Raw genomic sequence first — 19,761 nt, 5'->3', positions numbered from 1 at the left:
AGTGACACGTGCAAACATTTAGAAGTATAAAAAGAAGTAAAATAATAGACAGTTAGATAAAATAATAGGCAATTAAACAATCACGACTGATTGACCTGATCCCAAGCCATGCCTAATACGTCTGATACCAACGCCTTGCCCATCGGTGCGTATGGCATTAGCTCAGGCGCTAGTACTGAGGTTTGCCACTGCGGCATCTGTACTAGCAATGGCGCACTGACGCTCAGTACAACCAAGACCATCAATATGTTTTTGGCAGCACCTAGTACGCCGCCCGCCATTTTATCCAAGACGCCCAAACGTAAGGTTTTGAGCACGCCTGAGAATACGAAAGCCATCAGATGCATGACTGCTAATATCGCAATCACTACCAATAAAAAAGCCATAGCCATCTGTAGTACAGGATTTTGTACGATACCCGTCAATTGGGGCGACACTACTCCTGCTAGCCTAGTAGCAGCGATAAGGGCGATAAACCAACCTACCAAGCCTATTGCTGTTTTAATCAGTCCTACTTGAAAGCCGCGCCATAAGCCAATCAAGACAACGATAGCAATCACAATATCTAAACCACTCATGCTTTACGCCTTATTACCTTATTTATTGGATTAGCTTTCCATGGCATCGTAATAGCCACCGATTGCCTGAATGCAAGACTGCACCAGCCCAGGACCACGATAGATAAGCCCCGTATAGAGCTGTACCATGTCTGCGCCTGCTTCGATTTTTTTGACGGCTTTGGCACCACTATCGATACCGCCTACACCTATCAAAGCGACTTTACCATCTAACTGATCAGAGAATTGTTGCAAAATCTGGGTACTAATATGACTCACAGGACGACCAGATAGGCCACCCATTTGGTCACCATCACGCAAGTCTTCGACACCGACGCGGCTCAATGTCGTATTAGTAGCAATCAAACCATCAATTTCAAAGTCTATTAATTGCTGCGAGATATAATCAACTTGCAATGGCTCTAAATCTGGAGCAACTTTAAGCACTAATGGGACATAGAAACCATATTCAGTAGCCAACTGACTGTGACGGTTTTTAATCGTATCCATTAACTGAGTCAGCGCTTCACCACTTTGCAAATCACGTAGGTTTTTGGTGTTTGGCGATGAGATGTTGACCGTGATATATGAGGCATGCGGATACACACGCTCTAAGCAATACACATAATCATCGGCGGCTTGCTCTACCGGCGTATCGGCATTTTTACCAATATTGATACCGATATTGCCTCTGTATTTACAGCGTTTGACATTGTCGATCAGATAATCAACGCCTTCATTGTTAAAGCCCATACGATTGATAATCGCGTCTGCTTGCTTGATTCTAAACAGTCTTGGCTTGTCGTTGCCTACTTGCGGTCTTGGCGTGACGGTTCCTACTTCTATAAAACCAAATCCTAGCTCAGCCAGCGCGTCAATATAATCGCCGTTTTTATCCAAGCCTGCTGCCAGACCAACTGGGTTAGAGAACTGCAAACCCATACAATCTGTTGGTTGCATTGACTGACCATACGCCAAGCCTAAAACACGCGCTTTATGCGCTTTATCCAATAAAGATAGTGTCATCTCATGGGCGTGTTCAGGATCCATATTAAACAAAAAAGGACGAAGTAAGGCATAAGACATAGTGATGGCAGACCCTGCTTGGAAGAAATAGTGAATAAAAAATGCGAATGAAATCGGGCGCAGCGATTATATCAGCTTAACAGAAATAAGAGCAAAGTTTCAGTCGCTAAATTTCTACATTTAAGCAGTAACCAATGCTGATGAGTCTCTACTAAATAACGATAAGCTGCCGCTTTCTAAGCTAAAAACATAGCACAAAGGTACTCTTAAACGTCTACGGTACTGGACGTCCATCAGTTAACGCAATCCAACCACGTATAATGCGATATAAATGCCAGATAAAGGTGAAGGTCATAATTAGTAAACCAAGACCAGCCAATAATATTGATCCGATAGCGATATTACCACTATCCGCCAATACGCTAACGCCAAAGCCGCCTAATGCAAAGGTAATCAAAATAATGCCCATGACGAACCAAACGATACTGTACCAAAAGGTCTTGATTTGCCAGTCAAAATGCGTGGCCAACCATGACCCACTAGCATCATGGCGCTTAGCATAGTTCATGACAATCGGCACAATCCACAACAGACCCGCAGTAAAGTAGCTGATCACATATAAGAAATAAGTGATATGGTTATAAGTAATTAACGAACGGCGCTTATCGTTGCTCATACTGTCCCGCATTATGTGAGGTTTTCCTTACTGGTAATATTTTTGTTCAATAGTCATATGATTAACTATTTAATGGAGCCAGATAAATGGCTTTTCAATGATACCAACGATAAAGCATTATTTTGCTGTCGAGGATTGAGTGTCGAGTACTAGACACACAGTGTTATAAGTATCTAAAATTTCTATCACAGTCTGACGCGTTTTATGAAGTGACCGTTGCTTGTACCTGAATAGCTTTATTGGTCAGATCTTGCTGCATAGATAACTGTGTAAATTGCCAGCCTTGCTGTTCAAGCTTACCCAGTGCAGTGCTGACGACCGCTTGACTAGGATGCGTAAAGCTCAATTGCACTGCATCGCCAGTCGCAACCACCTGAGCACCTGCTATACCTGAGTTATTGAGCAGCGCATTGATACGACTAGTGGATGGCATATCAGCCTCTCCAGTAGCGTTATTCCTAGTATTCAATGCATTACTATCAATATTACCTGCTTGAGCACGCAACCAAAAATAATCTGCCACTTGCTCCTGATAGTCGTTTTTACTATCGCTTGCTGCTTGATGAACGCTATAGCCACCATAGCCGCCAATAAATAACAGTAAAAATATAGACAATATAGCTAGCGCTAGTTGATCACGGGGAGGTAATGCTTGCCAGCGCGTCGTTAGTACATTTTGATAATTATTCATACGCTCTGACAATACATGAGCCTTAGTACTGGTTGCAGAGACCGCTGCATTACGTTTGGTACGGCGTTGTAATCGTTTCATGTTTTGACCTTTATTACCAATACCTTGATGAGTTACGACGCTGCCGCATTGTTTGCCATGTCGCTGTTTTCTGCAATATTGTTTTCTACTACGTTGACAGTGACTTGACCACTAAACTGACCTTGCTCATTACTATTCACTTGCGCAAGTTTGGCATTTAAGCCTTGTGCTACCAGTGTGCTTGTGAATTTATCAAGACTACCGCGATCTGGAGCAATCAAGGTAAAGCTGAGCGCTGATGGCTGCATTACCAGTGACTGTGCATGCAATGAAGACTGCTTGATTAATGGTGATATGCGTGACAGTGCGGCCATATGTGATGCAGGCGCTTGGCTATCGCTACGTAGTTTTGGTTGCAGCTGTACTTGCAGTTTGGTGCGCGTACTCAGTGGCTCATCGGCGAACCAAGATTGATACTGTGCTGCAATTGCAGTCTTGGTTGCTGCGGTCGCTTCATTATACTTGTACCACTGCACACCATCGGTTGCCATTTGCAGTACTAACGCTGATAGCGCAACCATCATCGCCACCCGTAGGTATGGTGATAATTGTGAGTCAGTAGATTTCATAAAGAAATTAAGCGCGTGACGTTCGGGACTGTCAATTGGCTTAGGTACTGTAGGTAGGATCGTCAGTAGCAGCTGATGATCAGCGATCAGCGCTTTAGTTTGCGCTACTAAATCCATGGACGATGATGAATCTAGTGAGTCGACCGATGCGTCAATAGCTGCCTCAATAGACGGCTGTACCATTACCTCACTTAAATGCGGGAAACGCTCAAACATTAACGGTAAATAGCTAACGGCCATACCCTGACCAAATGATTGGCGCAGCAGCATAGTCTGCGAATCTTGATAAAGGATTACTTGTTGACCTGCGCCCTCTTCTGGCGGTGGCAACAATAAAAAATCTGGTAGTAACGCCACTATATTCATACCGGCTAGCTGCGCGCTTTGTTGCCATGATTCAATATCGTTTTGTGCCAGTGCGTATAGTTGCGTCGTATCAGCATGGCTCAATTGACGGATGTTCAATTGCTCAATAGGCGTTAATGAGGTTTCTTCAAATAAGTATTGCTTGCCGCCATTACCAAGCTGTTTAAGCTGAGCAGCATTGAGCACCGTGTCTACTTGCAATGCGTGACTTGAGGGAAAGTATAGACAAAGCGTCTTTTGGCTATTGGACTTATAGTTACCATAGATTGTTTGCAGCTGTTGCCAACCATCAACCATTTGCCATTGCTGTACATCTTTGTGCCAGACAGCTAGCGGGCTATGCTGCGCTCGTAACCAAACATGTAACACTAAACGTGTCCTCAATTATTGCTGCGGTTATCAAAATATTGTTAATGATTGATGGGGTTTTTGAAAGAGCTGGACGATTTCATATGATTGATAAAAGGCTGAACTTTGTACCAATACCATTTTAAATCCGTCATATCTAATCAATTCTGTTCTAGCAAGTTACATATAAACAAAATATTAGAATATCTAGTCTAGTACGGCTGGTCAGGAACAAAACGATCAACTTCCGTTGCCATGCCAGTCATCACAAACTCCATGTCAAACACTCTGGCTTCCGCTAAAGAGAACGACTCTGGATAATCGCCTGTCAGCAATCCCGCGATATATGCGACGATAGACATATGACAAACAACGACCAAACACTCAGCTTCAATATTGGCAATATCTATCAGAGCTTGGCGAGCATTATCAGAGGGCGTGATATTGTCCTGCACAGATGAGGCGACTTGCGGCGCTCGCGACCGGAGCGCAGATAAAGTTTGCTGCGCTCTAATATAAGGGCTAACCACAAAACGATCTGGGCTATAGTGAGTAGTCACATACTCTGCCGTTTGTGCTGCCTGCTGCTGACCAAAGTCCGTCAGCTGACGCGCGCTATCTGGACGTGTTTCGTCTTCTGCTTGACCATGACGTACTAATATAATTTTCATAACCTTCCTTGGAGCGCTAAGTTCGACTTTCTTAATACTGATTTTTAACGGTGTGTCTTACTTATCAGCATCGCTGTCTTTGCTTTTGGTATGACTGCCAGAGGTTTTCATATGAGCGGTAAGTGCAGCATTGCTATGATCATGCGCCATGACAAACTCAACATCGCTACGGAATCCTGCTTCCATTAGATGCAATGCAACGCCTAGAGCGGCTTTGTCTTCATAAATGACTGCATAGAGCGCATGGGTAATTGGCATATAGATACCCGCCTTGGTCGCCTTTTCATGTACTTGCTGAATGGTATTTACCCCTTCAGCGGTCTGTCCAAGCTTTTTGACCGCGGCATCAATACTCATACCGCGACCGAGCATATTACCGATACGATAGTTACGACTTAGCTCTGAGCTACAGGTAGCGTATAAGTCGCCTACCCCTGATAAGCCCAAGAAAGTGAGCGGATTGGCGCCTTCTTCAACACCAAAACGACTCATTTCTGCCAAAGCACGAGTAAGAATCATCGCTTTAGTATTCTCACCTACTTCATAAGCGGCTGCCATACCCATGGCAATTGCGTAGATATTTTTGAGCGCGCCGCCAAGCTCGACGCCGCGTATATCATCACTAGCAAATACCCTAAAGAAGGCACTGTGTAGTGCTGCTTGTACGGCATGACGTAATGGTTCCGATTCACTTGCGATAACCGTAGCAGACGGCATATTTTTCATGATTTCGATAGCGAGGTTCGGTCCTGACATGACGCCAAAGTTCACTTCTGGCAGCACTTCTTTGATGATATCGCTCATCATCGCAAAGGTGTCTTTTTCCATGCCTTTAGTCAACGACACAATAGACTGACCACTAATAAAAGGCGCAATATTCTTTAGCGTTTCACGAAAGGCTAAACCTGGCACAGCGATAAAAATAATGTCTTTGTCTTTGACGCTTGCCGCCAAATCATGGCTGTACTTCAATCGATCATCAAGCTTATAGCCTGGTAGATACTTTTTATTGGTCTGTGTTTTGGCCATCGCTTTTACGGTACGCTTATTACGTACCCACAGCGTAGTATCACAGCCATTACGTGCGGCTAAATTTGCCATTGCCGTACCAAAGCTACCACCCCCTAAAAACGCCAAACGCAGCTTGGTTGGATTGCTATGAATGTCGGCCATATCCTTTGCCACAGCTGATTCAACAGGGCTAGGATTTGACTTTTTTCGGCCGAGACCTGACTTGGTTGCTCGCTCAAGAATACCTGCAAGCATACCGTTCTGTTTTTCAGACGACTCTTTGTCCGTCTCATTCTTAGCACTGGTGTTGTTTTTATTACTATTGTTAGGGCTTGTCATGTTCTTTTATCCGTGTTGACTGACGTATTATCAATAGAATCTATCGAGCTCAGCTACTGGCCTTATTATCTTTGAATTATAACTTTATGAAATTATAATCTTATTAATAGACAGTACTGAGCTACATTACGACTCGAAGCGAACTAGCAGTTCGATATCAATAGGTTTGCGTTTGGACTCATCCTTGGGACTTGTTCCAGTATAAACAAAAGCGGTCACATAATCATCTTCGCCTACACCGAAATATGCTTTTACTGCAGGCTCATTACACAGCAGCCCAGTGCGCCAAACGGTACTAAACCCTTGAGCTTTTAATGCTAAGATTAGGTTTTGTACAGCAGCACCCGCACTGAGCATCTGCTCAAAAGGTGGCACTTTTTTGTGCTCTTGCATTTGAGTCACAGCCGTTATGATTAGCGGCGCTCGCAGCGGCATATTTTGAGTTTTAATGATGGTCTTCTCAGACAACTCTTCGCCATCTTGTAGCGCTTTTGCTTGGGCTGCTTCGAGCAAGGCACGGCCTAACTCATGGCGTGCCTCACCTTGCGTCACGATGAAGCGCCAAGGACGCAATTTTTTATGATCTGGCGCAGTCGCCGCGCATTCAATGGCAGATTCAATCTGCGCACGCGTCGGTGCTGGCTCATCTAGATTGCCCATGCTGCGTCTTGAGTTGATCCAACCTATCAGCTCATCACTGGTAGATGAGATATCATTCGCTGCTACGTTCTTAACAGACAGTTTTTTGCCTTCTATTTCTTGGCTTTCATTATCAGCATTGTCAGTTGTAGTCATTGTTTTATCCTTATTTATTATTATCTATCACTACTTGTCATTTATAATATCTTTCTCTTATTTTCTAACAATTATAAAGCAGTTGAGAGCTACACATAGGCAGTCTCAACTCAGCAATAAACTACGCAACATCTTCGACTCGGTGGTCCATGCGCAGATAGTCTTCTGACTGCATCTCAAGCAGACGTGAGCGAGTACGCTCAATCTCAAACGCCAGCTTTTCTCCTTGATACAGGTCTAGAATCGGCTGCTCTGCCCGTACCAATAGTTTTACACGGCGATCATAAAATTCATCGACGAGATAAATAAAACGTCGCGTTGGATCACGCAAGTCATCATCTAGTGCTGGCACGGAGTCAACTAAAACGGTGCTAAAGCGTTTGGCAAGCTCAATAAAATCAGCGGCTGAACGCGGCGCCATACAGAGATGACGGAAGTCACAGAATAAGATATCTTCGGTACAAGCGTTGATTTTTACTTCCCGTCCATTAATAGTAATAGGCTCTTTACTGATTTTCTGATTATTCGACAAGCTCGCAAAACGGTTGGCTAGCCAATGGTAGTTCGCCTTAGTAAGTGGCGCTTCGTATAGCTCAGCTTGCTGCAATACGCGCAGACGATAATCAATTCCCGAGTCGATATTCATTACCGTGGTATGACGCTCAACTTCCGCAATGGCAGGCATAAAACGGTCACGATGTAAGCCATCTTTATACAGTCCAGCTGGCTCAATGTTTGAAGTAGCAACCAAAGTAATACCGCGATTGAAAAGCATAGTGAACAAATCGCCTAGTATCATGGCATCAGAGACATTAGACACAAAAAACTCATCAAAACAGATGATAACCGCTTCTTTATAAATAATATCAGCGACTTTTTCGAGTGGATCGCTCTCACCTTGTAGTTTGTTAAGCTCTCTATGGACACGCTGCATAAAATGATGGAAATGCAGACGCATCTTGCGCTCGATGGTCAACGAGTCATAAAACATGTCCATCATCCACGTTTTACCGCGGCCAACACCGCCCCACATATAAAGGCCCGTTGGCGCGACTGGCTTAGATTTTAAAAAGCCAAAAAAACCTTTCTTTTGCGGTGCGCTATTGATGAGCTGATGGTATATCTCATCAAGATAGCTCATGGCCTGAAATTGCTGCTCATCCCGAGTAAACTCATCTGTACTGACGGCTTTCTCGTAACGTTGCAATGGAGATAAACTCATAATACGACTCATCGTTGAATTAAATAAATATCAAAATAGTAGGATAATTTAGCATAAGGCTGGTGCTACCCAGCAAGCCATGCTAAACCATATCAAAACGAAAACTATGAAGCTAAGCTAGGTCACAAATAAATTAGCTGTCCTGCCCAAAGCTATACTTGTCTAATAAACCTTTGAGCTCTGATAAGCGCCCATGGAAGAAATGACCCGCGCCATCGACCACGCTGACTTCAATACCTAATCGGTCTGCAAATGCCTGCATATTGTCAGGTTCAATCACCTCATCCGCATTACCATAAATCTCAAAAGTTCTATCCGCAGGCAGACTAATATCAGTACTGTCATTTTTTTCGACTGATGGTGCGATAAGGGCGATTTTCGTTACCTCAAAGTCACCCAATCCCCATATATGTGCGGCTTCAAGCACTTGCTCAGCCACGCGTGCCGTGACATAGCCACCAAAAGAAAAACCACCCAGCCATAGCTTTCGAGCATTGGTTTGTTCAGCAATCCATTGTAGCACGGTCATTGCATCGACCACTTCACCTTCCGCATAATCATGCTCGCCTGTCGATTGACCAACACCGCGAAAGTTAAAGCGCACCACATGCATACCATTGTCGCGAGCAAAGCGATACATAGTGGTGACCACTTTGTTATTCATCGTACCATCAAACAACGGATTAGGATGGCACAGCAGCGCCACCGTGTCTGTATTTGGGTCATTAGGATTGTCATTTTGCCACAGTGCGTCAACCTCGAGCACACCAGCAGGAGCAGGAATTAATTGCATAGTATTACTTATTAATAAAAAATGAATGGCTCAATTATCCTAGATACAATTTATATTTCAAGTGATTTGCTGTGTACGGATGCGACTTGTTTTATTTTTGGTCAATAACGGTTGTCTGCCGTTTTGGAATATTGCTGCTCTTGAAGTTTTAAATTGATTTATATCTAGGGCATGGTTCATCGGCAATATACCGGTAATACAGCACACAATAACTGTCTAGACAGGTAATATCTAGATAAGCTACATTCATAAAGCTTTGCCTATAGCTAAGACGTTCTGCTTATATAAATCAGGAATTATTTATGAATACTTTTAATAAAACTGCCAGTTTGACGGCTACGTTAGTGGCTGCACTTGCTTTGAGCGCCTGTCAGAGTACGCCTTCTTCACCCGTGATTCAGCGTGCCAACTCTATCTATGAGACAACAGGTATCGCTGATACCAAGGTCAAAGCACAACAAAATGCGATCGATAGTGCTCAAAAAACTTGTCGAAGCAAGAAAGTGATTATCGTGGATGATAATGTAAAATATAATGGTATTTTAAACGAACGTACTGGTCGTATGGTTGGTCAAGTAGGTGCTGTCGTTGGCTCGATATTTGGCACGGGCACACCAGATTTGTCACGTAGCGATGATTATGAATACACCATTAACTTCCGTTGCCAATAAATATCGTCAATACCATATAAATCAGATACAGTGTCAGGCTCACTCAGCCTACTATTTGTATCACTTTCGCTTGCCTTCCTTGTATCTATATTATCTTGAACCGACTATATCTAGCTAAAAATATCTATCTACTTTTCTCTACACGACAACTTCTTTTAGACGCAAACAGGTTTACGATCTAATCGCTAACATTAAGTGACATACAATCCTTCTCTGATTAAACAGCCAACAAACTGCGATATAGATAATATATCAATCAAAGCTTGTTGGCTTCGCTTTTTGTGTGCGCGCTTTTACGTTAAACTATCCGCTACGTATTCAGCACATCCTCGTCAGTCTTTATATTTTCATTATCTTTGGTCTAATATTATGCGCAAACCCAATCTTTCAAATATTAAACAGGCCAAAGTATTAGCACCTGCCAAAGATTTGGCCACTCTAGAGGCAGAACTCGCTGAGCAGGAAGACCATTTAGAGGATACGGTCCTACGCCTAAGTGATTATTTATCAGCGGTTGAAATGGTCATCAAACAAACTTTTGACCACCGTGTCTGGGTAAAGGCTGAAATCCGCAATCTATCGAGTAAAGGTGGTCATTACTACTTTGAACTGGCAGAAAAAGATGACGATGGCAAAGTGGTCGCCAGCTGCCGTGGCAATCTCTGGCGTTTCAAAGCTGCTCGTGTATTAGCTAAGTTTGAACGTGCAACTGGTATGCCGCTTGAGCGTGATTTGACCGTACTTCTTAAAGTATCGGCAGGCTTCCATGCCCAGTACGGCTTTTCAATCACCATTGAAGATATCGATCCCAGTTATACGCTAGGCGACTTGGCACGGCAATATGCAGAAATGGTTGACCGCCTAACAGGTGAAGGGCTATTACATCTTAATCAACAGCTACCTGCTCCTTTTGATATCGAGCATGTGCTGGTCATCGCCCCTGAAAAGGCCGCTGGATTGGGCGATTTTCAAGCAGATGCGGATCGCTTAGCCAGTACAGGTGCTTGTCATTTCCACTACCATAATGCGACTTTTCAAGGCAATCATGCACCCGCTGAAATCCGTCAAACCATCGTTAGCGCCCAGCAGCAGTTTTACTATACTTATCAGCGTCTACCAGACTTGTTGGTTATTATTCGCGGCGGCGGTGCGGTTGGTGATTTGGCTTATCTCAATGATTATGAGCTGGCAGCTTTGGTTGCCGAGCAGCCTGTCCCTGTCTGGGTAGGTATCGGTCATGAACGTGACAAAGTCATCTTAGATGAAGTGGCACATACCAGTTTTGATACGCCCTCGAAGGTAATCGCTGCTATCCATAGCCATTTAGCCCAGCTCGTCACTCAAACGCTACAATATCAAGCGCAAATCAAGCAAGCGGCTCAGCGTCAATTGAATACTGCTGAGCAACAAACCGCACGCCAGTTAAGCCAAATGCAGTCACAAACGATTGGGCAGCTCACCGCTCTACGAAAAGACAGTGACTATGCATGGCGCAGTATTCAGCAAAGTGCCCAGCGTCAAGTAAAGCAAGCCGTCAGACTGACGGCTGAGCGATACACACAAACGCAAACCTTGGCACATCAACAGCTCGCAAAAGTCGCTACCAATAGCAAAAGTTATCAAAAATCAATCATGCAGAACGCGCAGCAGCAAATTGTGCAAGCACAGCGCGATAGCGAACATTTACGTGACATCGTGCTATTACATCGCCCCTCTCGCGTGCTCAAGCAAGGCTACACCATGCTCACGGATGCTAAAAACAAGCAAATACTCACTAATAGTACCCAACTGTATCCTGAGCAAACCGTTAATATCATTTTAAAAGATGGCAACGCAAAAGCGCAGATTATCGATGTCACTATGGATAAAGAAGCGACGGAAACCTCAGGCGCTCTAACTTAACCACATAATAATATCTACAGATTACTCACCGACTTACCTTTAACAATTAGGAAATTTTATGACAACCCCTACTCGCCGACGCAAAAAAGCCGCCCCAAAAACCTTTAAAGCGGCTTACGATATTTTAAAAACCAATGCGGCGGAACTACAGCAACAGGATGAGCCTGATATTGATAATCTAATGACAACGGTCGAAGAATCTATTGCCGCTTATCGTGTTTGCGAGACTCGTATCAATGCTGTACAGCAAGCATTGGATGCCGCCTTTGCCGAAGAAAAATCTACCAGCAGTGTTGATAGTTAAATAAAAATCAGCCGCTAGATAGCAGCTGATTAGTTAAATTAGTTACATCAAGCTCATTTGACACTGTCACAGCCTTATATTTAGCTTATTCAGGCTCATCAACCTCAAACACTTGGCGCAGATAGGCAAGATACGTGTCGTTATTGATCATGGTCTTGCCTGGGCTGTCAGACAGCTTGGCGACTGGCTGACCATTGCACTCTACCAACTTGAGCACGATATTAATCGGTGTAATGCCCATATCATTGGTTAGATTGGTGCCGATGCCGAAACTGGTTCTAATGCGACCTTTAAAATATTGATGCAACTCCCACGCCTTCTCTAAATTTAACCCATCGCTAAAGGTCAAAATCTTGGTTTTTGGGTCTATTTTTAACTTTTCGTAATGAGCAATCGCCTTATCGCCCCAGATGTAAGGGTCACCGCTATCATGACGCAGACCGTCGAATAACTTGGCAAAATATAAATCAAAATCACGTAAGAACGCATCCATTCCAACCACATCTGTCAATGCAATACCCAAGTCGCCACGGTACTCATGCACCCACGCTTCAAGCGCGGCCTTTTGTGAGTCACGCAGACGCACATCTAATGCCTGAAACGCCTGCATAAACTCATGCGCCATGGTGCCTATTGGTGTCATCCCTAATTGCTTGGCCAAATACACGTTAGATGTACCACCGACTATCTTTGGCTCAGCTTTATGTAGCGTCTCTACAACATGTGCTTGCCAGCGTCGACTAAAACGTCTACGCGTGCCAAAATCAGCAACTATAAATGGCGGCATATCCTGACCGTATTGGGTTTGCTCTTCGGCGTACTGATGTAATAGCGCTACTTTTGCATCGAGGCGACGTTGTCCTTCTTCAATCACGCTGTCATTAGATAGCGCATTAAAATACAGCTCATTAACAATAGCCAGTACAAATACTTCGAAAAACATCGCTTGAATCATCGGCCCTTCGATATCGATAAACAGGCGACCTTTATCGTCTGTACTTACCGTAATAAAACGACGCTTTAGCTTAAACAATTCTAGATAGTCAACGAAATCTGAGCGAATAAAGCGTAAGCTACGCAAGTACTCGAGCTCATCTGGCAAAAAGCGCAATTCACATAAGCTGTCTAGTTGCTGCTCTAGATCTTTTTGGATATCAGCCAATGGATAGGCGGCATCTTTGTTATTACGGCAGCGAAAGCGATAAACACCATGGGTTTGCGGGAACTGATGCAGCATGGCTTGTAACATCGTAAATTTGTACAAATCATTATCAAGCAATGAAGTAATAATAGGTGCATAAGAAACGGTCATGCTATGGCCTTAAAAGTGCAAAATAAGAAACAAACGTCATTTGATAGACAAAGCGACATCATATGTGGACGATAAACAATACACGCTCATTCATTATGAGCCATCGATAAACCGTTCAGTATAACGAAGTTTGGTATTTATTTCAGAGTTCACTTTTGATTACCGTAAAATGACAGTGAAAAGCCAGTAAAACGATTGCGATTATTTAAACCATTCATAAAAACATCGTATAAGTCTATCCAGACAACCTATTCATGGATGGTTAACACGGCTTACGCTTTTGCACTCATAAACTGCTCCACATAATCATCAGCAGGATTATGCCGTAACTCGTTTGGCGTCCCCGTTTGTATAAGACGACCGCCATTTAGCATACTGATACGCTGACCTACTTTGACAGCTTCATCGATATCATGGGTAATAAATACGATGGTCTTGTTCAATCGCTCTTGCAATTCGAGTAATTGGTCTTGCAGTTGAGCGCGAATAAGCGGATCAAGCGCAGAGAATGCTTCATCCATTAGTAGAATTGGATTGTCCGTCGCTAAGGCACGAGCCAGACCAACACGCTGCTGCATACCCCCTGACAACTCATCAGGGTAGCTGTTTTCCAAATTCGATAGACCGACTTCATTGAGCCAATGTCGTGCCGTTTCATGTCGCTCGTTTGCGCTCATTTTTCGAACACGCAGCCCATAAGCGACGTTTTGTATGACCGTCATGTGCGGCACTAAGCCGAAATGCTGAAAAACCATACTGACGGTCTGCTGACGATAATGCTGCAACTGCTTATCGTTGAGCGCTAAAATATTAATAGCCGTAGCAGAGCTTTCTTCTACTACCGTACTCATATTAGCTGTCGCTGATTGCCTATCAGCTGTTGTGTGAGTCGCATGTTCTCTATTCAGAGCAGTATCTACCCATATCTCGCCACTGGTTGGATCTATCAAACGATTAATATGGCGTATCAGCGTTGACTTGCCAGAGCCTGACAGACCCATGATGCAATGCAACTCGCCTGCCTTGATATCTAGATTGATATCATACAGACCCACTGAATAGCCCGTTTGCTCTTTTACTTTGATGCTATCCATACCCTCAGCCAGCAATGCCAATGCAGACTGTGCTTGCGTACTACTGGCATTATAAATCTTACTGATATTTTTTAGTTGAATATGATTCATCGGTGCTCTCACTATTCACGTGGTTTTTATTATCAGGGCTTCGGTCGATTACCATGGGGTCGGTTGTATACCACCAGATAACCTTCTACCCAATCGGACGTCTGCCAGCTTCTATAGTTTTTTGACGGGTACGCTTACCTTGACCGAATGCTTGCGTGATACGGTCAATGATAATGGCAACGATAACGATGGCCGTACCTGCTTGTAGACCCTGACCGATATTGAGCGTTTGGATAGACTGCAATACATCTTCACCAAGCCCAGGAGCACCAATCATTGAGGCCAATACCACCATGGCAAGCGACATCATCACAGCCTGATTGATACCTGCCATAATACTGGGCAACGCTTGTGGCAATTTAATCCAGAGAAGTAGCTGTAAATGCGTACTACCAAAAGAGCGTCCTGCCTCGACCATTTCATGATTGACTTGTGTAATCCCTAATGTCGTCAGACGAATCAAGGGCGGCAACGCATAAATCACGGTTGCGAATAACGCAGGCACTTTACCAATACCAAACAGCATTAGCACTGGTATGAGATATACAAAACTTGGCATGGTCTGCATGATATCTAGCACTGGCGTCACAATCTTGCGTAGCAGTTTGCTGCCTGACATGGCAATACCAATAGGAATACCAATCACGACCGTGACCAGTACCGATACGATAAGCAGCGCTAAAGTATCGATCAGTGCGCCCCATAAGCCAAAAGCACCTATCAAAAATAGCCCTGCACCACATGCCAGCGCGAACCAAATCTTGCGGACACCAAGCCAGCCAAGCACAGTCACAAATGCAATAATCAGCCAAGGCGGGATAACCGTTAATAATCGTTCAATAGGTAATAGCAGATAAGTAAGCGCCATCGTGCTAATAGTACGAAATACGTCACCATAGTTTTGGACAAGATTTGCTAAGGCGTTATTAAGCGGGGTCTCAAGCGACCATGAAGGAAAGCTTGAAGCGAGCGCTGACGCATTCATACTAGATGCAGTTGTACCAGTAGAGATAGCACCCGTTGAGTTAAGGCCTAACTTATTAGCGAGATTGGTAGCGGCCTCATCGGATAACCATGCTTGCCAAACCTCTGGGTTGTCACGCAAAAAAACCATGGCTTGCTCATCGCCAGTGCGTTTACTTTCGCTCATCTCCAAGATAGCAGCGTTGAGCTCATCAGAGGTAAATTGCACCTTTTTAAAGACAGCTGCTAGTTCAGGATTAGATTCGACAAACGGGGTAGAAACAGCAATACCTAACGGTGACACTGGGAATCCTGAAACGCAATCCATCTTACCATCAGCGAGCAGCAGATTTTGCCAGCAAGCATCCTCATAAGCTGGGAACTCTAACGGCGCAAGGTCATATTTTGCCATTAGCCCAGTGGGTTGCCAGTAGTAAAACAACAGTGGCTTATGCTGCTCGAAAGCGGAGGCAATTTCGGCATCGAGAGCAGCACCCGTACCAGGGTGTGCGTTGTTAAAAAGGCTGTCTAGACCGGTGGTTTTTAGCAAACGTGTGTTAAAAATCTCACACGTCCAACCAGAGGGACAGTTCATAAAGCGTGATCTACCAGGATCTTCAGGGTCTTTAAATAGCTCAGTATATTTAGGCAAATCTTGATAGCTGCGAAGTCCTGGGTTTTCTTCCAAGACGTATCGCGGGACATACCAGCCTTGAGTTGCACCACCTTTTAGCGTATCGCCGATGATGGCTACTTTATTTTGTTCAATGGCTTTTTCCATGATTGGCGAGCGACCAACCCACTGCTCCCCGATGACCTGAATATCGTTCTGTGATAGCGCTGTATCAAGTGCAGGCCCTGCTCCTGGTACTTCCTCTACCGTACAACCGTATCCATCTTCTAAGATATGTCTGAGTACGCCGGAGGTAAACTGCCCACTCTCCCAGGTTAGCGCTCCAAATTTAATCGGCGAGTTGCAGGCTGCAGACGCCGATACAGGCAGTAGTATCACGCTCATCCACAGCAAGCTTAATGCAATCCATTGGCGCATACTCTTTCCTATTATTATGTTGTATCGGCATGAAATCACTATCAAAACAATAGAACTAAAAAATAGCTGAACGTCGCTATATCAAGTTTACCAATACTGGCTCTAGACCATTCAGCTACTATCTACTGTTGTTTAGACTTACTACAAAGTGTAGCGATTTATAGAAGTGATGACAAACGCTTATTTGTCGATTAACGCATTAGATAAATTTACGATAATTTTGATAAAGCTCTTATGACAAGTCGCTCTTAATTTTAGAAATTTATATTTGAGAAGTCATATTTTAGACAAAAAAATAGCACCTATCTGGATAGGTGCTATTGGTTATGATATCGATTAAAAAGGTCACTATTACTTTCTATAGCTATTAGAAAACGTTTACTTCGAAAATAGTTACTTTAAAGACAATTATTTTAAGAGCTGTTATCTTAAAGACCTTTCTTTCAAGAACAGTTATTTCAAAAACAGCGCCATCGCCTTTTTAAACAGTCCACCGTAAGGCGGCAATAATAAATTCAAGCCATTGAGCTTAGTTTGGACAAAAATCGGCTTCATATGGCTGAGACGTTCAAAGCCAGCCTTACCATGGTACGCACCAGTACCAGAGTCACCCACGCCACCAAACGGCAAGTCGTGCTGAGCCACATGTATCAAAACTTCGTTGATACATAAGCCACCCGAGACCGTATTGTTACGCACGTTTTCGATACTGCTGTAGTTGTCACTAAACACATATAGCGCCAATGGGCGTGGACGCGAGTTTACAAAGTAAATGGCATCATCAAGCGTCTCATAATGCATCAGCGGCAAAATCGGGGCAAAAATCTCATTTTGCATGAGGTCGCTGTCAGGTGCAGGCTCGCTGACGATGACTGGCGGCATTAAACGGGTCTCTATATTAGATTCAACGGCAGTTAACGCATGTACCTCGCCGCCTGTTAGCGCATCTAGATAGCCTTTTACCCGTTTGAACTGCTCACCGTTGATAATGCGAGAATAGTCTGGGTTTTCTTTGATATCAGGATAATGCTTGGTCATCCACTCTTTTGCGAGTTGGATAAACTGGTCATGATATTGACGCTGAATCAAGACATAGTCTGGCGCAATACACGTCTGTCCCGCATTTAGTGTCTTACCCATCATCACTCGATTGACGACAGACTCTAGATTGGCATCATCCAGTACAATCACTGGTGATTTACCACCAAGCTCAAGCGTCACTGGCGTTAAATTAGGCGCAGCGGCTGCCATGACCTTTTTGCCCACCGCAGTCGATCCGGTATATAGCAGATGGTCAAATGGTAGCTCACTAAAGGCGGCGGCAATCTCAACTTCACCGAGTACCACACAAATCATATCTGGCGAAAAATAACGAGCAATGGCATCAGCAAACGTTTGAGCAAATTGCGGCGCAGCCTCACTCATTTTGACCATAATGCGGTTGCCTGCGGTGATTGCATCTATCATCGGGCCAATTGCTAAAAATAACGGATAGTTCCAAGGCACCATAATACCGACCACACCCAATGGCTGAGGCTGGATTTCATTATGGGCTGGCATATATAGCGCTGAGATAGGCGCACGATGTGCCTTCATCCATTTTTTACCGTGTTTTTTGGCATGGCTGATACCAGTAAAGCTAGGAAACAACTCAGCGAACTGCGTCTCTGACTGGCTACGATAGCCAAAGTCTGCACTAATCGCCTTTGCAAAACTCTCTTGGTTGTCACTAAGCATCACTTCTAGATTGTCTAGCTGCGTCGTACGAGTGCCCCAATCATTGATTGGCTGGGTGCGACTTAACATTTGCAAGCGTGAGAATTGCGCTTTCATCTCATCGATAGTCGTCGCCGTACTTAGGGCTTCAGGCGCACGCTGCAGCGCAAAACCTGTTTCGGTCACTGCCTGCTCATGGACGCTTTGGTTGCTATCTGTCATTTGTCTTCCTTGTCATAATCATAGTAATAGTCATAAGGTTTGTAGTCACTATACTATATTGGGTTAGAGGCTCTATCTTTCTAGTCAGGTGCACTCTTTGATAACCTACTCTGACTATAAATTTCATCAGATTCCATTCATCACACTTTAATGTAGCGCATCGGCTGAGCAATGAACAGCACCTTTGGTTAACTACTGCGTCTGTACTAGCAGTACCTTTATAAGCGACCTACCACTGTTCTATACTTATTATTTCGTCGTCCATTGTTAGCTGTTGACCATTAACATTTACACCACTTGCAGACATTACGACAATATATATCTTTGGGCGATAGTCACCAAAACTGCTACACTACCGATGAGCATTATTTATTTTAAACTTGATAATAATAAGACAGATACTCTCATGCAAAATGACACACAACCCCTTAATGATACGCTTGTCAGAAAATCTCTATCCGCGGCCGATTATGTCCCTACTCTCGATGCGATGCTGGCACGCACCCTTGAACGTATTGATCTAAAAAAACAACAAGGGCTGCGTACGCCTGATGAATTGTGGATTGTCGATCATAACGATGTCTACACGCTTGGACAGGCAGGTAAAGAAGAGCACATATTACAGCGCACTGACACGCCTATCATCAAGACCGATCGCGGTGGTCAGGTGACATGGCATGGTCATGGGCAGTTGGTTATCTATTGGTTGTTTGACTTGGACAGCCTCAAATGGAGTGTGCGCAATCTTGTCTCCCATGCTGAGCAAGCGATAGAAGACGTCATCAATGACTGTTTGCGTAGCTCACCGTCTAATAGTGACAATATCAGTGCTCATGCGCGCCGCGATGCTCCTGGTGTCTACTTATATGCAGATACTGCCGTTGCAGATGACCGCACCTCTACAGATGATAACTCTCTTGATAATAAGATTATGCTTGGCAAGATGGCCTCGCTAGGCTTTAAGATTAAACATGGCTTTAGCTACCATGGTATTGCGATTAATTTAAATTGTGACCTATCTTCATTTAACGCCATCAACCCTTGTGGCTATGCCGGCATGCAAATGTTGCGACTGTCTGACTTTGTAGCCATGCAGACAGATTCAGAGCAAACAGAGCCAGAGACGCAGACCGAGCAGCAAATGAGCGATTCATTCAGCTATGAGACAGTCACTCAAAAACTTATTGATAACATCGCCAAGCGTCATGCTGGGCTGATTGAGTTGCGAGCTATCGCGCCTAAGTAAATTTTGAGCCTATTTTTGCATAATCTTTTTTTGCATAATCTTTTT

18 protein-coding genes are annotated in these 19,761 nt (G+C 44.1%); 4 read left to right on the top strand and 14 right to left on the bottom strand.

The window, feature by feature from the left end; genetic code table 11:
• Window positions 1-80: 80 nt before the first annotated feature.
• The 10 genes from IEE84_RS05265 to IEE84_RS05220 form a co-directional block, all read right to left on the bottom strand.
• Complete coding sequence (locus tag IEE84_RS05265; protein ID WP_191115115.1) at window positions 81-578, bottom strand: CvpA family protein; 498 nt, start codon at window positions 576-578, stop codon at window positions 81-83.
• Between the two features lie 30 nt (window positions 579-608).
• The gene (locus IEE84_RS05260) at window positions 609-1,643 is read right to left on the bottom strand and encodes a quinone-dependent dihydroorotate dehydrogenase (protein WP_191115114.1); all 1,035 of its coding nucleotides are present in this window, start codon (window positions 1,641-1,643) and stop codon (window positions 609-611) included.
• A 214-nt stretch (window positions 1,644-1,857) separates the two neighbouring features.
• Window positions 1,858-2,259 (bottom strand): DUF4870 family protein, encoded by a 402-nt coding sequence (locus tag IEE84_RS05255; protein ID WP_224737910.1) that lies wholly within the window; start codon window positions 2,257-2,259, stop codon window positions 1,858-1,860.
• A 202-nt stretch (window positions 2,260-2,461) separates the two neighbouring features.
• A complete protein-coding gene (gene gspM, locus IEE84_RS05250) occupies window positions 2,462-3,031 on the bottom strand; it encodes a type II secretion system protein GspM (protein WP_191115112.1) in 570 nt (189 codons plus the stop codon).
• A 32-nt stretch (window positions 3,032-3,063) separates the two neighbouring features.
• Window positions 3,064-4,335 carry a type II secretion system protein GspL gene (gene gspL, locus IEE84_RS05245; RefSeq protein ID WP_191115111.1) on the bottom strand — a complete coding sequence of 424 codons (1,272 nt, stop codon included), beginning with the start codon at window positions 4,333-4,335 and terminating at the stop codon, window positions 3,064-3,066.
• A gap of 191 nt (window positions 4,336-4,526) precedes the next feature.
• Window positions 4,527-4,985, bottom strand: a complete 459-nt coding sequence (locus IEE84_RS05240; RefSeq protein WP_191115110.1) for a SixA phosphatase family protein — start codon at window positions 4,983-4,985, stop codon at window positions 4,527-4,529.
• Between the two features lie 57 nt (window positions 4,986-5,042).
• Window positions 5,043-6,335, bottom strand: a complete 1,293-nt coding sequence (locus IEE84_RS05235; RefSeq protein WP_191115109.1) for an NAD(P)H-dependent glycerol-3-phosphate dehydrogenase — start codon at window positions 6,333-6,335, stop codon at window positions 5,043-5,045.
• Between the two features lie 126 nt (window positions 6,336-6,461).
• The gene (locus IEE84_RS05230) at window positions 6,462-6,995 is read right to left on the bottom strand and encodes a nitroreductase family protein (protein WP_416383483.1); all 534 of its coding nucleotides are present in this window, start codon (window positions 6,993-6,995) and stop codon (window positions 6,462-6,464) included.
• Between the two features lie 256 nt (window positions 6,996-7,251).
• Window positions 7,252-8,352, bottom strand: coding sequence for a cell division protein ZapE (gene zapE, locus IEE84_RS05225; protein ID WP_057759500.1), 1,101 nt, complete (start codon window positions 8,350-8,352; stop codon window positions 7,252-7,254).
• Between the two features lie 133 nt (window positions 8,353-8,485).
• Window positions 8,486-9,145, bottom strand: a complete 660-nt coding sequence (locus IEE84_RS05220; RefSeq protein ID WP_191115107.1) for an alpha/beta hydrolase — start codon at window positions 9,143-9,145, stop codon at window positions 8,486-8,488.
• A 302-nt stretch (window positions 9,146-9,447) separates the two neighbouring features.
• Between IEE84_RS05220 and IEE84_RS05215 the strand changes: the two genes are divergently transcribed.
• The 3 genes from IEE84_RS05215 (at window position 9,448) to xseB (ending at window position 12,022) form a co-directional block, all read left to right on the top strand.
• Complete coding sequence (locus IEE84_RS05215) at window positions 9,448-9,816, top strand: hypothetical protein (RefSeq protein WP_191115106.1); 369 nt, start codon at window positions 9,448-9,450, stop codon at window positions 9,814-9,816.
• A gap of 369 nt (window positions 9,817-10,185) precedes the next feature.
• Window positions 10,186-11,718 carry an exodeoxyribonuclease VII large subunit gene (xseA, locus tag IEE84_RS05210; RefSeq protein ID WP_191115105.1) on the top strand — a complete coding sequence of 511 codons (1,533 nt, stop codon included), beginning with the start codon at window positions 10,186-10,188 and terminating at the stop codon, window positions 11,716-11,718.
• Window positions 11,719-11,776: 58 nt separating this feature from the next.
• On the top strand, window positions 11,777-12,022 hold the full coding sequence (gene xseB / locus IEE84_RS05205) for an exodeoxyribonuclease VII small subunit (RefSeq protein WP_101205385.1): 246 nt from the start codon (window positions 11,777-11,779) through the stop codon (window positions 12,020-12,022).
• Between the two features lie 85 nt (window positions 12,023-12,107).
• On the opposite strand, the gene pncB is transcribed toward xseB, so the two are convergent.
• The 4 genes from pncB to IEE84_RS05185 all read right to left on the bottom strand — a co-directional run bounded on the left by pncB (window position 12,108) and on the right by IEE84_RS05185 (window position 18,470).
• Window positions 12,108-13,334, bottom strand: a complete 1,227-nt coding sequence (gene pncB / locus IEE84_RS05200; RefSeq protein ID WP_191115104.1) for a nicotinate phosphoribosyltransferase — start codon at window positions 13,332-13,334, stop codon at window positions 12,108-12,110.
• 272 nt (window positions 13,335-13,606) lie between these two features.
• Window positions 13,607-14,518: an ATP-binding cassette domain-containing protein gene (locus IEE84_RS05195; protein WP_191115103.1), complete on the bottom strand. Its 912-nt coding sequence runs from the start codon at window positions 14,516-14,518 to the stop codon at window positions 13,607-13,609.
• Between the two features lie 85 nt (window positions 14,519-14,603).
• Window positions 14,604-16,532, bottom strand: coding sequence for a glycine betaine ABC transporter substrate-binding protein (locus IEE84_RS05190; RefSeq protein ID WP_191115102.1), 1,929 nt, complete (start codon window positions 16,530-16,532; stop codon window positions 14,604-14,606).
• A 453-nt stretch (window positions 16,533-16,985) separates the two neighbouring features.
• The gene (locus tag IEE84_RS05185) at window positions 16,986-18,470 is read right to left on the bottom strand and encodes a coniferyl aldehyde dehydrogenase (protein WP_191115101.1); all 1,485 of its coding nucleotides are present in this window, start codon (window positions 18,468-18,470) and stop codon (window positions 16,986-16,988) included.
• A 406-nt stretch (window positions 18,471-18,876) separates the two neighbouring features.
• Between IEE84_RS05185 and lipB the strand changes: the two genes are divergently transcribed.
• Entirely contained in the window at window positions 18,877-19,716 is an 840-nt protein-coding gene (gene lipB, locus IEE84_RS05180; protein ID WP_191115100.1) for a lipoyl(octanoyl) transferase LipB, read from the top strand.
• Window positions 19,717-19,761: the final 45 nt, after the last annotated feature.

It is taken from the genome of Psychrobacter sp. 28M-43 (assembly GCF_014770435.1).
In the GTDB taxonomy this organism is placed as follows: Bacteria; Pseudomonadota; Gammaproteobacteria; order Pseudomonadales; family Moraxellaceae; genus Psychrobacter.
Note: the sequence above shows the minus strand (reverse complement) of the source record. Positions and strands in the feature narration are given on the sequence as shown.